Source organism: uncultured Algibacter sp. (genome assembly GCF_947495925.1).
Taxonomy (GTDB): Bacteria; Bacteroidota; Bacteroidia; order Flavobacteriales; family Flavobacteriaceae; genus Algibacter_E.
Map to the genome: position 1 here is coordinate 118,830 of NZ_CANMAU010000006.1, position 14,039 is coordinate 132,868.

Here is a 14,039-nt window from a genome sequence, read left to right on the forward strand (position 1 = left end):
ATTAGTTTAACGTTAAATTACTTACTAACAACTGGTATTACTTCATCTGGAGCTAAACAATATTTTTCGATTTCAGAATTAGAGAGCGATGCAGTATGATCTACTTCTTCAACTTTAAAACCAATATGTCTTAGTTTATCAAAATAGTCCCTACCGTAAACACGAACATGATCGTACTGACCAAATATTTCAGCGCGTTCTTTTTTATTCGTTATGCTATCGTCTTCAAAAGTGGTCGCTCGCTTTAAATCTTGTGGGATTTGGAATATGCCCATACCTCCAGTTTTCAGTACGCGATATAGTTCTTGCATGGCCTTCGAATCGTCTGGAATATGTTCAAGGACATGATTGCATAGAATCACATCAAATTCATTGTCTTCAAAAGGAAGATTGCAAATATCAGCCTTCACATCAGCCAATGGTGAATTTAAATCGGTAGTCACATAATCTAAATTAGTCATCTTTTTAAATCGCTTATAGAATGCCTGCTCAGGGGCAAAGTGTAATACTTTTAAATGATCTGTAAAAAAAGATGTTTCATTTTTTAGATATAACCAAAGTAGTCTGTGGCGTTCTAAGGATAATGTAGATGGGGATAAAACGTTGTTGCGTTGACTACCATAGCCGTAAGGCAAAAAGGTTTTAAAGCTTTTATTGTCGATAGGGTCCGTAAATTTGTTACCCTTTAAAAAAAATGATAGTACAGGTCGAATAACATAGCTTAGCCTAATCAATAAAGGTCTTGGGATACTATTTAGTAATAGTTTGAAAAGTCGCTTCATTCAAACTAAATCACTAATGCATTTTGACGAAATTCTGCTTCTTCATTACTTTCAATGCCTAAGGCTTCATAGATATAAGCAAAGGTCGATAGCAATTCTGGCTTACCATCTATTAGAGCTACATCATGCTCAAAATGAGCAGATGGTTTATTGTCTAATGTGGTTATAGTCCAACCATCTCTATGCTGCTTAATGCGGTGCGTGCCCATATTAATCATAGGCTCGATAGCCACAACCATACCTTCAATGAATTTTTTCCCTCTACCACGTTTACCATAATTTGGCATTTCAGGGTCTTCGTGCATTTTTTGTCCTAATCCATGACCAACTAATTCACGAACCACACCATAACCGTGATTTTCACAGTATTTTTGAATAGCATAGCCTACATCGCCAACTCTATTATTAGCTTTGAATTCTCTAATACCTACATATAAAGATTCCTTTGTGACTTGAAGTAATTTTTCAGTTTCAGGATCAATTTCACCTACTGCAAATGTATAGGCATGATCACCGTAAAAGCCATCTTTTAAAGCACCACAATCAATTGATACAATATCGCCTTCTTTTAATGGGTCCCCATTGGGGATACCATGAACCACCTGAGAATTGGGGCTCATACATAGGGTGTTAGGGAAATCGTATAACCCTAAAAAGCCTGGGATAGCACCATGGTCTCTAACACATTCTTCTGCAATTTTATCTAATTGAAGTGTCGTAACTCCGGGTTTTATTGCTTTCGCTAATTCCCCTAAAGTTTTAGATACTATTAGTGCACTAGCTCGCATTAACTCAATTTCTTCTCTTGTTTTAACAATAATCATAATCGTAAATATAGGAATGCAAAGATACTTAAAAAGTCAAATTGAATATGGACTAATAAAAAATAAGATTATTCGAAAAAAAACGCTTGTTTTTATTTAAACAAATCGAAGAAACCCTTCTTTTTCTGAGGAATAGGAGGGGTAGAATTTGTTAATTCTTGATATACAACGCCCCAACCTGGAAAACCACCAATATTTCTATCATCTATAAATATATCTGCATTAATCTTTCTACTTATGGAGTTGTCATATTTTTCTTCTGAAAAGCTATTATTTACTGCATAGAAAATAATACCATTGTCTTTACAGAACTCAACGGCTTCGTCTAACCTATCTCCACACCTATATGTCCATAGTATAAGACGGTGCCCATCTTCTTGTAACTTTTTTAGAGTCTCAAAAGCAAAAATCATAGGTTTTCCTACCTTAGGATAGGCATCTTCTACAATAGTACCATCAAAATCTACGGCTATTATAAGTGTATCTAGGCTAAATTTCATATGTTATTAATAGAATAGGGTTTGTTACAAAAATACAATAAATTTCGATCTTTTAGTATTTACAAAACCAGTCTTGATAAATAAAAAAACCTGTATTTAGAATACAGGTTTTTTTATTAGGGATTATATAATTTAAACTAAAGCATGTCTTGTCATAGCTTCAGGTTGAGGCACATTCATAAGCTTTAAAATGGTTGGAGCCATATCTCCTAAAATACCATCTTTAATTTCCTTTAATTCATTATCAATTAAAATAACGGGAACTGGATTAGTGGTATGAGCTGTATTAGGTGTCCCATCAGGATTAATCATGGTTTCGCAGTTTCCATGATCTGCGATTAAGAGCGTGGTGTAGCCATTATCTAAGGCCGTACCTATAACATCTTTCACGCATTCATCAACTGCTTCACAGGCTTTAATGGCAGCTTCCATAACTCCGGTATGACCGACCATATCACCATTTGCAAAATTAAGACAAACAAAATCCACATCGCCTTTTTCAAGTTCTGGAACTAAAGCATCACGTAATTCATAAGCACTCATTTCTGGTTTCAAATCATAGGTTGCTACCTTAGGTGAATTTCTTAATAAACGTATTTCCCCTTCAAATTCTGCTTCTCTTCCTCCTGAGAAAAAGAAAGTAACGTGCGGATACTTTTCGGTTTCAGCAATTCGAATTTGTTTTTTGTTATTTTTTTCTAAAACTTCTCCTAAAGTTTCCGTTAGGTTTTCTTTATTGAAAATAACATTAACATTTTTGTATTTGTCATTATAGTTAGTTAGTGTTACATAATGCAAATCCAATTTTTTCATATCATATTCAGGGAAATCAACTTGAGAAAGTACTTCTGTTAATTCTCTACCTCGATCTGTTCTGAAGTTGAAGAAAATAATAACATCACCATTTTTAATTTTGGCTTTAGGTTCATTATTATCATCAACTGCTATAATCGGTTTGATAAACTCATCAGTAACATCGTTAGTATAATTAGCTTCAACATTTTCAATGATATTTTTAGTTTTTTCACCAGTACCATTTACTAAAGCATCATATACTAATTTTACACGTTCCCAACGTTTATCTCTATCCATGGCATAATACCGTCCAGATATCGATGCTATTTCAGTATTAGTATTTTTAATATGAGATTCTAAATCTTTAATAAAACCTGCGCCAGATTTAGGATCAACATCTCGCCCATCAGTAAACCCATGAACGTATGTGTTTTCTAAACCAAAATCATTAGCCGCATCAACTAAACCTTTAATATGATTAATGTGCGAATGCACACCACCGTCACTTAATAAACCTAAAAAATGAACATCTTTATTGTTTGTTTTTGCATAGTCAAAAGCGTCAACAAGCACTTTTTCGTCATTTAATGTTTTGTTTTCAACAGCTAAATTAACTTTTACTAAATCTTGATATACAATTCGACCTGCACCCAAATTCATATGGCCAACTTCACTATTCCCCATCTGTCCTTCAGGTAAACCAACATGCAAACCATCGGTTCTCAAGGTTGCAAATGGATATTTTTTATAGAGTGAATCTATAAAGGGAGTTTTGGCATGATCGATTGCTGAAACTTTTGGATCTGGAGAATTTCCCCACCCATCAAGAATCATTAAGATAACTTTTTTATTCATTTTATGTTAAAATTTTATGCAGGCAAAGATATGAAAGTTTGAGGTAAAGGTTAATACAAAAACGGTTCAAAAACCCTAATTTTTAAGGGCTTTTAATTACTTTTTTAAAGAAAACGTTTTCGTTAATTATTTGTGAATCAAAAGTTAAAAATGTGTTATATATAGTTTTTAGTGTAACAGTTTAAAAATAAAATCGTCTCTTTATTATATCAAAAAACGTAAATCATTAATCAAACTTAAATTCTTTCATCATGAAAAAAACAATCGTTATTTCCGCAATCGCGTTATGCTTTTCTATTGTAACAGTAAATGCAAAAACAGACAACCCAACTATTAAAAATTATAGTGTTGAAGCTTATTTTAAAGTAAACTCATTTTGTGTTTCTATTGCAAAAGGCGATTTGGAAACTGTTCAAAAGCTTATAACCAGGGGAGCTGATGTTAATGAACGTTCAAATGGAATGACTCCAGCAATGTATGCTGCTAAATTTAACAGAGTTGAAATATTAAATTTATTAATTTCAGAAGGTGCTAATTTGAAAGCACGCTCCGATAAAAAAATGACTGCTGAAGATTATGCAGAATTACACGGAGCCACTGATGCTTTAGCTATTATTAAAGAAGCTACAGCGAAGAAAAAGAAAAAATAATTATTTAAATAATATATAATTATTTCGAGTTAGTCGCTCAGTTTAAAAGCCTTGGTTTTCAAGGCTTTTTATTTTTTGGGCACCTTTTGGGGTTCAGTTTATTTGGTATTCGGTGTCTTAAATAGAAGCCTTAATACGGGGCTACAGATTTTTATACATGGTATAGTGCAATCCAATATCTCCAATATTGAATGGGAGCCCAAAGATGGTATAGCCATTTTTTTTATAGAAATGTAGGGCTACTTCTCTGGCATTACACCAAATGGTATTTGTGTTTTTTGCTTTGAGTAAATTTTCAGCGTAGTTTAAAAGTTCATAGCCTATTCCTGTCCTTTGAAAGTTCTCCAGAACAGCCATACCCCTTAACTGATATTGAGATTCCTGGTTAATGTTAACATGTTTATTCTTTAAGAAAGAACAAACACCAACAATTTCGTCTTTAAAATAAAGACCTAAATGAAGCGTAGTTTTATGATCGTCGCCTTCAAAAGCACAAGATTCAATTGGTTTTCCAGATCTCAAAATAGGATGTCTTACCTTATATGTTTCTTCAGAATTGATTAATTTTATAAAATAATTATGCGAATTGATGTTTATAGATTTTAAAAGGTTCAAATCAAACTTATAAATTTCTCATAACAAATTAACCATCACACTGTAAAATAGTAATGAATATTGTTTTTAAGATAGTTGAAAAGGAAAGTATTAAGGATATTATTCCGCTTGTACAGAAGTTAAATGGACACCAGGTTAGTAATTCTGTTTTGACTGAACGATTTGTTGAAATGTTTAGTCAAAATTATGAATGCGCAGGAATTTATGATTCTGAAAAGTTAATTGGTATTTGTGGTTTGTGGTTTTGCACAAGACATTATTCTGGAAGAAGTGTAGAACCAGACCATGTTTTTATTGATGAAAGTTATAGAAGTAAAGGCTTAGGGAAGCAATTTTTTAATTGGATTTATAATTATGCTGTGAGTAAAGGTTGCGAGGCAGTAGAGTTAAATACCTATGTAACAAATGCTTCTTCTCATAAATTTTATTTTAATGAGAATTTTAAAATATTAGGCTATCATTTTTTGAAAAAGTTGTGATTTTTTCTTGCAAATGATGCGACGGTTTGTATATATTTGCACCCGAATGCGAGAGTAGCTCAGTTGGTAGAGCGTCAGCCTTCCAAGCTGAATGTCGCCGGTTCGAACCCGGTCTCTCGCTCAAAAGCTTCATAGATATATGGAGCTTTTTTTATTTTAATAAGCTTAAGTCCGTTTCGGGTTTTATTTCATAAGGTGTTTTGCTGTATTCAAAAACCCTTGCCGGCAATGTTCCTTTTAAAACAATTGATTCCCCTTTTACTTCTAACCAACTCCTTTCTCTAAGTCCAATTACAGGTTGTGTATTATAGTAGTGAAACTCTTTAATTCTGGTTTCTCTAGTTTCTCCCATATGAGTACTTGATGTATCGGGATCCAAATAATGTGGGTTAATATTAAAAGGGACAAGCCCCAAGGCATTAAAACTTGGCGGGTAAACAATTGGCATATCATTCGTAGTTTTAATAGTCAGTCCGCAAATATTACTGCCAGCGCTTGTACCTAAATAAGGAGTGCCATTATTAACAGCGGTTTTTAAAACATCTATTAAACCGTTTTTGTATAACTGATAGGTAAGTACAAATGTATTTCCACCTCCAGTAAAAATACCATCAGCGTTTTTTATGGCCTCTGCAGGGTTTTCATACTCATGAATACCTGTTGTCTTTTTGCCAATTTTTGCAAAGGCATGTTTTGCTTTTAAAGTATAATCATCATGAGAAATACCACTAGGTCTGGCATAGGGTATAAATAAAATGGTTTTAGCCTCTTTAAAAAACATCTCAAGTTCTTCAATAATATAGTCTAGGTAACCACTTTTGTGGATGGTAGATGTACTTGCAATAATGATATTTCGCATAGAAAACGAGTTATACTGTAAAACTACACAAAATTAATTTTAGTAAAATTTAGTTCGTTTTACTTTAACATTAAAAATTAAATTGGTAATTTCAAAATAAAAATACTTTATGAAAAAGATATTCCTGTTTTTTGCCCTATTAGTGTCATTTTCCGCAGTTTCTCAAAATACAAAACGTATTGAGGTTATAGGGAAAATTATTGTTGAAGGGAGTGATATTTCTGGGATTACTATTTTCAATACTTCTTCAAATTCTGGAACCATTACCGATGAAAACGGTGCATTTAAATTGCAGGTTACAAAAAATGATATCATAGAGGTTAGTGCCTTGAAGTATCAGAATATTAAGTTTACGGTGAATGAAGCTATTATAGATTCAAAAAAAATGAAACTGTTTTTAATTGAAGAAATCAATAAGCTAGATGAAGTAATTGTTAGAACAAAAGGATTGTCAGGTAATTTAGGTGCCGATGTAGAGGGTAGCGAAAGCTTTAATCCACAGTTGGATGCCTTGTACTTTGGCGTAAAACATAGTTCGGAGTATGATTTTGAAATAGATGAAAAAACAGAGGTAAGTAACCTAGGTCAGAACTATCAGCAACAGCATATGGTAAATGGTTTGAATATTGTAAATGTGGTAGACCAACTCTTGCTGCCGCTATTTAGGTCAGAGGTTCCTAACAAGAAAAAAGCAGGTGTTCCAGATGTGCCTATTGAATCTATTAAATATTATTTTGGGTCTGAATTCTTGGTTGATAATTTTAATATTCCAGAGCATCGCGTTCAAGAGTTTATACAATATGTAGAACGTGATAATTTTGACTACGCTTTGCTTAACTATGGAAAAGAAATGGAGTTTTTAGAATTTCTAAACAAGAAAAGCATAGAATTTCTAAAAAACAAAAGCTAAGACTTAACTGGTTTAACAAAACATTAAAACCTATTTACCTTTTCTTTAAGATTTGAAATACGTTCTTTATAAAATAAAGTGACGGTTTGAATTTTAAGTTTATCTTTTTTATAGTTTTACTTATTCCGCTAATTTCAGTGGCACAATCTATTGAATTAGGTGGAAAGGTGATAAGTAAAGCGAATATGGATACCGAAAATATTCATGTTATTAATAAAACGGCACAGCTTTTTACTACCTCAGGTAAACAAGGGGATTTTAGAATTGTTGCAAAATTAAATGATACTTTATTGTTTTCTTCAATTCAATTTAAACCCAAAGAAGTCATAATTTCAGAAGAAATACTGCAATCAAAAACACTTTTTGTCAATCTAGAAGAGCAAATAAATGTGCTAGATGAAGTTCTGGTTGGTAAAGTATTAACAGGAGACTTGTTATTCGATGTTAGACAAACAGAGGGTAAAGCACCTTTAAATTTTTACGATGTTGGGATCCCAGGATATAAAGGAAAACCAGCTACACAAAGTGAACGAAGATTACATGAGGCAACCTCTGGAAGTGGGATTATACCGCTAAATCCAATTATTAACGCAATTACGGGAAGAACAAAAGAGCTCAAAGAGCATATTAAAATAGAGAGGAAGGACGCACTCATGAGAAGTATTAAGGTGCGTTTGTCTGCAGATTTTTTTATTTCAAATCCATTAGAAGAAGATTTTAAGATGGATTATTTTTATTTCTGTATGGATGATAAAGATTTCATGATTAGATGCAAAAATAAAACAGATTTAGAAGTATTACTTTTTATGGAAGAGAAATATGTCCAGTATATGGAAAACAGAAAGCGGAATAAAAACTAGTTTTGGAATGTTTTTTGAAAGTGTTTCTAATTAAGATGAAATAAGACGAATACAAGTTATTCTTATTTAATTATTTTAGCTAAAATTTAGTTCGGTGAGGTTTTTAAGAGTTGTTTTATTTTTAATGTTAGTTCCGTTACTTGCATTTACTGGAGTGCACAAATATTATATAAGTGTAACGCAAATTAACTATATAGAAAGTAAACAATCCGTTCAAATAACCTCTAGAATTTTTATAGATGATTTTGAAAAACTATTAAGGGAACGATATGATGAAACTATTGTACTTGCTGGCAAAGATGAGCCTAAGACAGCAGACTTATATATTGAACGTTATTTAAAAGAGAAATTAAGGATTAAAATAAATAATGAAGTTGCTCGGCCTGTATATATTGGTAAAGAATTTGATGCTGATATTGTTAAGTGTTATCTTGAAATTGAAAATATAAAGCATATTAAAACTTTTGAAATAAGTAATAAAGTTTTGTTTGACGTTTTTGAAGACCAGCAAAACATTGTTAAAACGAAAATAAACGCAAAACAGAATAGTTTTATTTTGTTTCCGCAAAAGGATATTGAGGTGTTAAAATTTGATTAAATTAAGTTAATTGCCTGCTTAATTTATTACTTTCGAGAACTTTTTGTACTAATGTGTTACAGAAAGAGCTTTAAAGTATTATTTCTTCGAAGAAAATTAAAGAATAGCTATGAGAAAAATTGCATATTGCTTTCTGGCGGTATTATTTATATCAAATTCATTGTTTGCTCAAGAACAAGCACCACAAACGGGACATACCAATACGAATAAGTTTAGACAATTGTACGATCAGTTTTCTACGCCTAATATGTATAGAGCGGCGTCAGGGGCTCCAGGGACGGCTTATTATCAACAACAGGCGGATTATGAAATGGATATCGTTTTAGATGATAAAAATGCTAAATTATCTGGTTTTGAAACGATTACTTATACTAATAATTCTCCTGATGTATTAAGTTATTTATGGGTTCAGTTAGATCAAAATAAAAGATCTCAAGATTCAAAATCACCGCTAATAGAGTCAGCAGAATTAGACCCGGTTTTTATTCCAGAGGATTTTACTAATACATTTTTAAAAAATTCTTTTGACGGTGGTTTTAACATTCAAGAAGTTAAAGAAACCAATGGCAAACCTCTGGTTTATAAAATTAATAGAACCATGATGCGGGTTGATTTGTCTAAGCCATTGAAAACAGGTGATAAGTTTTCGTTTTCTATTAAGTGGTGGTATAACGTAAACGATCATGTTCCTGAAAGAGACCGTTCTGGTTATGAGTTTTTTCCAAATGACGGAAACAGAGCCTATGTAATCGCTCAGTTTTTTCCACGAATGGCCGTGTATAATGATGTTGAAGGTTGGCAAAACACCCAATTCTGGGGAGATGAAGAGTTTGCTCTGCCATTTGGAGATTATAAAGTTAATATTACTGTGCCTGCCGATCATGTTTTAGATGGAACTGGAGTGTTGGTTAACAGGAAAGAAGTCTTTTCTAAACAAATGATGGAACGTTATGAAAAAGCTAAGAACTCATATACTAAACCTGTTCTGATTGTTACTCAAGAAGAAGCTGAGGCAGCAGAAAAAGTGTTTTCAAACGAAACCAAAACATGGAAATTAGAAGCCAAAAACGTGCGTGATTTTGCATTTGCTTCGTCAAGAAAGTTTATATGGGATATGATGGCCGTAAAAATTGGAGGTAAAGACATTATGGCTGTTTCTATGTACCCAAAAGAAGGTAATCCCCTTTGGGAAGAATGGTCGACAAAGGCTGTGGCCAGTACTTTAAACACGTATTCTAGAATGACCTTTGATTACCCATATCACAAAGCGATTTCTGTACATTCAAAAAATCAAGGTATGGAATATCCTATGATTTGTTGGAATTATGGACGTCCTCAAGAAGATGGTACGTATAATAGTCGTACTAAATATGCTATGATGGGGGTAATTATTCATGAAATTGGTCATAATTTTTTTCCGATGATTGTAAATAGCGATGAGCGACAATGGGCTTGGATGGATGAAGGCCTAAATAGTTTTTTAGAATACTTGGCAGAACAAGATTTTGGGAAAAAGTATCCTGGAGCTTTATCTGAAGAAGATAGTGTTTTTCCTTCAAGACGTGGGCCGGTTAAAAAAATAATACCATATATGGGAGGTAATCAAGATTTTATTGCTCCAATAATGTCTAAAGGAATCAATGCGTATCAATTAGGTAATAATGCTTACGGCAAACCAGCAACGGCGCTCAATATACTTAGAGAAACGATAATGGGGCATGAACTGTTTGATTATGCATTTAAAGAGTATGCTAACAGATGGAAATTTAAACACCCAACACCAGAAGACTTTTTTCGAACGATGGAAGATGCTTCGGCTGTAGATTTAGATTGGTTTTGGAGAGGATGGTTTTATACGACCGACTGGGTGGATATGGGAATCAAAGAGGTGAAACAATTTTATGTCTCTTCTGAACCTAATGCATTTATGAAAGAATTAATGGAAGAAAGAGGTTTGACCAAAAATCAGTTGAGACCTTTGGTATACATGGTTGAAGAAGGAAGTGAAGAGTTTGATAAATCTATGGATGGTACTGGGGCTCTTGAAACGGTTTCAGTAAAAGAATATCTTATGGATAATTTTACGCTTAGCGAAAGGCAAAATATAAAGAATCCAAAATATTTCTATCAGATAACTTTTGAAAAACCAGGAGGTTTGGTTATGCCAATAATTGTACAATATACTTATGCAGATGGTACTTCAAAAAAAGAAACATATCCAGCTCAAATATGGAGGCTTAATGATAATGAGGTTAGTAAAGCGATTGCTTCAGAAAAAGAAATTATTTCTATTATAATTGATCCTAATGAAGAAACAGCTGATGTTGATACTTCAAATAATACTTGGCCAAGACAAGAAGAACAAAGCGAATTTGATCAATTCAAACAGAAATAAAAAAGTTAAAAGATAAATTTACATTTAAAGCCGATTTTTAATCGGCTTTTTTTATTCTAACCAAACAACTCACTATATTTGTGCTGTGATACAACAAGCAACATTTTTGTTTATTAGTGGTGGTGAAATAGCTTTTATTCTATTTATTGCTATTATGGTTTTTGGTGCAGATAAATTACCAGAAATTGCTCGAGGTTTAGGTAAAGGTATGCGTACCCTAAAAGACGCTACAAACGATATTAAACACGAGATAACTAAAACAGCCGAAAATAACGGCATTGATGCAAGTATTACAGGAGATGTAAAAAAAGAATTGGATAAAGTCAAAGATGATCTAGAAGATTTTACAGGTTCTGTTAGACGTAAGTTTTAATTTCTCACTTTTTTTCAACGATTTTTAGTGTAGCTGATTTTTCTTTATCATTTAAAATAATCGTTTCAACGTTTTTTTTAATTAATAACGGTCTTTTATTCTTTGGTTTTCTAGTTTAGTTACCCCTCAACTAAGTATTTAACCTATGAAAATCAAGCTACTTAATAGTCTATTGTCTTTTTCTTTCGTAAATGAAATCAACATATTTCTAAAGAAGGGGGGTGGAAAGTCATTTATAGACACCTTATTTTCAAATAAAAAAGGAATAAAAGAAATACCGGTAATAGAAGAGAACGTATATGCCGATAGCGCAATTTCTGTTCCAATCAAAAAGAATAAGATAAGAGTATTATTAGTTGATGATAATAAAGCAAATCAAGTTTTAATAAGCGATTTATTAAAAAAAGAAAAGTATCAATTCGATATTGTAAAAAATGGTAGGGAAGCTATTTGTGCGTTCGAGGCTAGCGTATACGATTTGATTATTATGGATATTAATATACCGGTTCTTGATGGTGAAGAAGCCACGAAAACTATTAGAAAAATCAATAAACAAATACCAATTTTAGCTTTAACCGCCGATGAAGTTAGTAACGAATTGTTTGAGGATAAGTTTTTTATGGGTTTTAACGATGTTATTTCTAAACCTCTCAATAAAGAGGATTTCCTAACAACAATTAACAATTTAATTACACTCACCAAAAGGTCTTTTGTATATTCCAGTTCAAGAAATAAAGTTGCCTTGGCGTCATAAATGGATAGAATTAAAGCTTTCTACTAATGGTTAAGCCGTCTCTTATAGGCAAAACAACGGTTTCTACACGTTTGTCTTCTTTTAGAAGTTTATTGTATGTAATTAACGCAGGCGTAGAAACATCATCTTTTTTAAAGGAAGTTTCTAAAACTTTACCACTCCACAATACATTGTCAGATAAAATAATGCCACCTGGATTTAACTTTTCTATAATCACATTAAAATAGTTGCAGTAGTTTTCTTTGTCCGCATCAATAAATACCAAATCAAAAGAAGTTTCAAGCTTAGGGATTATTTCTAATGCATTTCCTAAATGTTGATATATACGTTTACCATATCCTGATTTATCAAAATATTTACGTTGAAAATCAACCAATTCTTCGTTGATATCAATGGTGTGTAATTTCCCGGATTCTTGCATGCCTTCAATTAAGCATAAAGCTGAATAACCCGTATAAGTCCCAATTTCCAAAATGTTTTTTGGATTAGTTAATTTAGAAATTATACTTAACAAACGCCCCTGATAATGACCACTTAGCATTCTTGGTTGTAATATTTTCTGGTACGTTTCTCTGTTAAGCTGCCGTAATAATTCAGGCTCATCGTCAGAATGAGCTACAACATAGTTGTCTAATTCTTCTGTTATAAAATGCATTAATTTAAAATTCTATGTGTTAATTTTTCCTGAGAGAGTTTACTGTCACCACAAAGCCATCTAACAACATTATCTTCCCAAATGGCATCATAATCTCTCTGGTTTATAATCTTTCTCTTCATAGCTAAGTCCAATATTTTACCAGGGTAAGAGGATTGCTTATCACTCTCCATTTCACCTAAAGGGTAAGGGTCATCAAGTCCCATTATAACCTGTTTGGAACCATGGTTTCTTATTAAAAGTTCTAAGCCTCCAGTATCATGCACAAGGGTGTCGAAAAAAATGTTTTTATGACCAACAGCTTCACGTGGGTGGTGTTTACCTTCAAATAAATCGGGTCTGCCATCAAAACCCTGTATACGTCTACCTAGGTTAATTTGTGCTAATTGCCCACCATGTGCAAAACAGGTACGCATATTTGGGTATTTTTCTTGATAACCGTTTAATGTTAAAAAGTGATACGCATCTGCACATTGTGCCAGCATCCATATCAAATGAAAACGCCAAGAGGTATTTTTTAATTTTATAAATTTTTCGCCATCGTAAGGGTGTATTTCTACAGCTAAATTATATTGGTTAGCTAACTCAAAAATAGGTTCATTTTCCTCATCAAAAATACATCGCCAAGTACCAATAGTGTCCATATAGTGGGTTGGTAAACAAAGCAATTGCATTCCATGTTGCTCAACACAACGTTCAATTTCCCAACAAGCACTCCGAACAAATCCAGGGTGTACTACAAACCCACAGGTAAATTTACTAGGATGTTCATGCTGAATACTCGCATTAAAATCATTTTGAAAGCGCAAAGCTTTTTTCATTTCTTCAACACGTAAACCGTTTCCGTATAATTGAGAAAGGTTTAAAACCACGGCGTGATCTAGTTTATTGTGTTCCATCCATTCAAGCTTTTCTTCCAAGAAGAAACTGGAATCTGTTACTGGGCGTTTCCAATCTTTTTGAAGCATAAACTTTCGGTCTTTATCTACCCAAAAAATACCTTTTTCATGCATGAAATCAGGAATGTCTTCCGGATACGGAAGCAGATGGGAATGACCGTTAATTCTAAGTTTACGCTTTTCCATAGTTATTATTCTTGCCAAGGCAAGAATTTATTTCACATTTATCTGAGGCT

16 protein-coding genes and 1 tRNA gene are annotated in these 14,039 nt (G+C 32.8%); 9 read left to right on the forward strand and 8 right to left on the reverse strand.

The genetic code is table 11. The features are described 5' to 3' along the window. Nucleotides 1-17: 17 nt before the first annotated feature. From Q0857_RS13415 to gpmI, 4 genes are all read right to left on the reverse strand, one after another. The gene (locus Q0857_RS13415) at nt 18-782 is read right to left on the reverse strand and encodes a class I SAM-dependent methyltransferase (protein ID WP_298536132.1); all 765 of its coding nucleotides are present in this window, start codon (nt 780-782) and stop codon (nt 18-20) included. A 5-nt stretch (nt 783-787) separates the two neighbouring features. Then, nucleotides 788-1,606 (reverse strand): type I methionyl aminopeptidase, encoded by an 819-nt coding sequence (gene map / locus Q0857_RS13420; RefSeq protein WP_298536134.1) that lies wholly within the window; start codon nt 1,604-1,606, stop codon nt 788-790. Nucleotides 1,607-1,698: 92 nt separating this feature from the next. After that, nucleotides 1,699-2,106: a BT0820 family HAD-type phosphatase gene (locus tag Q0857_RS13425; RefSeq protein WP_298536136.1), complete on the reverse strand. Its 408-nt coding sequence runs from the start codon at nt 2,104-2,106 to the stop codon at nt 1,699-1,701. A gap of 132 nt (nt 2,107-2,238) precedes the next feature. After that, nucleotides 2,239-3,756 (reverse strand): 2,3-bisphosphoglycerate-independent phosphoglycerate mutase, encoded by a 1,518-nt coding sequence (gpmI, locus tag Q0857_RS13430; protein WP_298536138.1) that lies wholly within the window; start codon nt 3,754-3,756, stop codon nt 2,239-2,241. A 251-nt stretch (nt 3,757-4,007) separates the two neighbouring features. On the opposite strand from gpmI, the gene Q0857_RS13435 reads away from it, so the two are divergent. Continuing rightward, complete coding sequence (locus Q0857_RS13435) at nt 4,008-4,406, forward strand: ankyrin repeat domain-containing protein (RefSeq protein ID WP_298536140.1); 399 nt, start codon at nt 4,008-4,010, stop codon at nt 4,404-4,406. A 141-nt stretch (nt 4,407-4,547) separates the two neighbouring features. On the opposite strand, the gene Q0857_RS13440 is transcribed toward Q0857_RS13435, so the two are convergent. Then, complete coding sequence (locus Q0857_RS13440) at nt 4,548-5,021, reverse strand: GNAT family N-acetyltransferase (RefSeq protein WP_298536142.1); 474 nt, start codon at nt 5,019-5,021, stop codon at nt 4,548-4,550. Nucleotides 5,022-5,074: 53 nt separating this feature from the next. Between Q0857_RS13440 and Q0857_RS13445 the strand changes: the two genes are divergently transcribed. Then, nucleotides 5,075-5,500, forward strand: a complete 426-nt coding sequence (locus Q0857_RS13445; RefSeq protein WP_298536144.1) for a GNAT family N-acetyltransferase — start codon at nt 5,075-5,077, stop codon at nt 5,498-5,500. Nucleotides 5,501-5,548: 48 nt separating this feature from the next. Then, a tRNA-Gly gene (locus tag Q0857_RS13450) sits at nt 5,549-5,621 on the forward strand. A gap of 30 nt (nt 5,622-5,651) precedes the next feature. Here the strand turns inward: Q0857_RS13450 and pepE are convergent. Further along, nucleotides 5,652-6,359 carry a dipeptidase PepE gene (gene pepE, locus Q0857_RS13455; protein ID WP_298536146.1) on the reverse strand — a complete coding sequence of 236 codons (708 nt, stop codon included), beginning with the start codon at nt 6,357-6,359 and terminating at the stop codon, nt 5,652-5,654. Nucleotides 6,360-6,468: 109 nt separating this feature from the next. Between pepE and Q0857_RS13460 the strand changes: the two genes are divergently transcribed. From Q0857_RS13460 to Q0857_RS13485, 6 genes are all read left to right on the forward strand, one after another. Further along, a complete protein-coding gene (locus Q0857_RS13460; protein ID WP_298536148.1) occupies nt 6,469-7,269 on the forward strand; it encodes a carboxypeptidase-like regulatory domain-containing protein in 801 nt (266 codons plus the stop codon). An 86-nt stretch (nt 7,270-7,355) separates the two neighbouring features. Continuing rightward, on the forward strand, nt 7,356-8,129 hold the full coding sequence (locus tag Q0857_RS13465; protein WP_298536150.1) for a hypothetical protein: 774 nt from the start codon (nt 7,356-7,358) through the stop codon (nt 8,127-8,129). 94 nt (nt 8,130-8,223) lie between these two features. Continuing rightward, on the forward strand, nt 8,224-8,727 hold the full coding sequence (locus tag Q0857_RS13470; RefSeq protein WP_298536152.1) for a DUF6702 family protein: 504 nt from the start codon (nt 8,224-8,226) through the stop codon (nt 8,725-8,727). Between the two features lie 109 nt (nt 8,728-8,836). Further along, nucleotides 8,837-11,122 carry a M1 family metallopeptidase gene (locus tag Q0857_RS13475; protein WP_298536154.1) on the forward strand — a complete coding sequence of 762 codons (2,286 nt, stop codon included), beginning with the start codon at nt 8,837-8,839 and terminating at the stop codon, nt 11,120-11,122. An 85-nt stretch (nt 11,123-11,207) separates the two neighbouring features. Then, complete coding sequence (locus Q0857_RS13480; RefSeq protein WP_298536155.1) at nt 11,208-11,495, forward strand: twin-arginine translocase TatA/TatE family subunit; 288 nt, start codon at nt 11,208-11,210, stop codon at nt 11,493-11,495. Between the two features lie 145 nt (nt 11,496-11,640). Continuing rightward, entirely contained in the window at nt 11,641-12,249 is a 609-nt protein-coding gene (locus Q0857_RS13485; RefSeq protein ID WP_298536158.1) for a response regulator, read from the forward strand. Nucleotides 12,250-12,259: 10 nt separating this feature from the next. On the opposite strand, the gene Q0857_RS13490 is transcribed toward Q0857_RS13485, so the two are convergent. Both Q0857_RS13490 and Q0857_RS13495 read right to left on the reverse strand, forming a co-directional pair. Next, the gene (locus tag Q0857_RS13490; RefSeq protein ID WP_298536160.1) at nt 12,260-12,904 is read right to left on the reverse strand and encodes an O-methyltransferase; all 645 of its coding nucleotides are present in this window, start codon (nt 12,902-12,904) and stop codon (nt 12,260-12,262) included. Then, on the reverse strand, nt 12,904-13,989 hold the full coding sequence (locus Q0857_RS13495; protein WP_298536162.1) for an amidohydrolase family protein: 1,086 nt from the start codon (nt 13,987-13,989) through the stop codon (nt 12,904-12,906). Before Q0857_RS13495 ends, Q0857_RS13490 begins: the two co-directional genes overlap by 1 nt. Nucleotides 13,990-14,039 lie beyond the last annotated feature (50 nt).

Excerpts from the sequence above, each read along its gene's own strand:
- Q0857_RS13415 (WP_298536132.1), bottom strand. The coding sequence starts at position 782 with ATGAAGCGACTTTTCAAACTATTACTAAATAGTATCCCAAGACCTTTA.
- map (WP_298536134.1), bottom strand. The coding sequence starts at position 1,606 with ATGATTATTGTTAAAACAAGAGAAGAAATTGAGTTAATGCGAGCTAGT.
- Q0857_RS13425 (WP_298536136.1), bottom strand. The coding sequence starts at position 2,106 with ATGAAATTTAGCCTAGATACACTTATAATAGCCGTAGATTTTGATGGT.
- gpmI (WP_298536138.1), bottom strand. The coding sequence starts at position 3,756 with ATGAATAAAAAAGTTATCTTAATGATTCTTGATGGGTGGGGAAATTCT.
- Q0857_RS13435 (WP_298536140.1), top strand. The coding sequence starts at position 4,008 with ATGAAAAAAACAATCGTTATTTCCGCAATCGCGTTATGCTTTTCTATT.
- Q0857_RS13445 (WP_298536144.1), top strand. The coding sequence starts at position 5,075 with ATGAATATTGTTTTTAAGATAGTTGAAAAGGAAAGTATTAAGGATATT.
- pepE (WP_298536146.1), bottom strand. The coding sequence starts at position 6,359 with ATGCGAAATATCATTATTGCAAGTACATCTACCATCCACAAAAGTGGT.
- Q0857_RS13460 (WP_298536148.1), top strand. The coding sequence starts at position 6,469 with ATGAAAAAGATATTCCTGTTTTTTGCCCTATTAGTGTCATTTTCCGCA.
- Q0857_RS13475 (WP_298536154.1), top strand. The coding sequence starts at position 8,837 with ATGAGAAAAATTGCATATTGCTTTCTGGCGGTATTATTTATATCAAAT.
- Q0857_RS13485 (WP_298536158.1), top strand. The coding sequence starts at position 11,641 with ATGAAAATCAAGCTACTTAATAGTCTATTGTCTTTTTCTTTCGTAAAT.
- Q0857_RS13490 (WP_298536160.1), bottom strand. The coding sequence starts at position 12,904 with ATGCATTTTATAACAGAAGAATTAGACAACTATGTTGTAGCTCATTCT.
- Q0857_RS13495 (WP_298536162.1), bottom strand. The coding sequence starts at position 13,989 with ATGGAAAAGCGTAAACTTAGAATTAACGGTCATTCCCATCTGCTTCCG.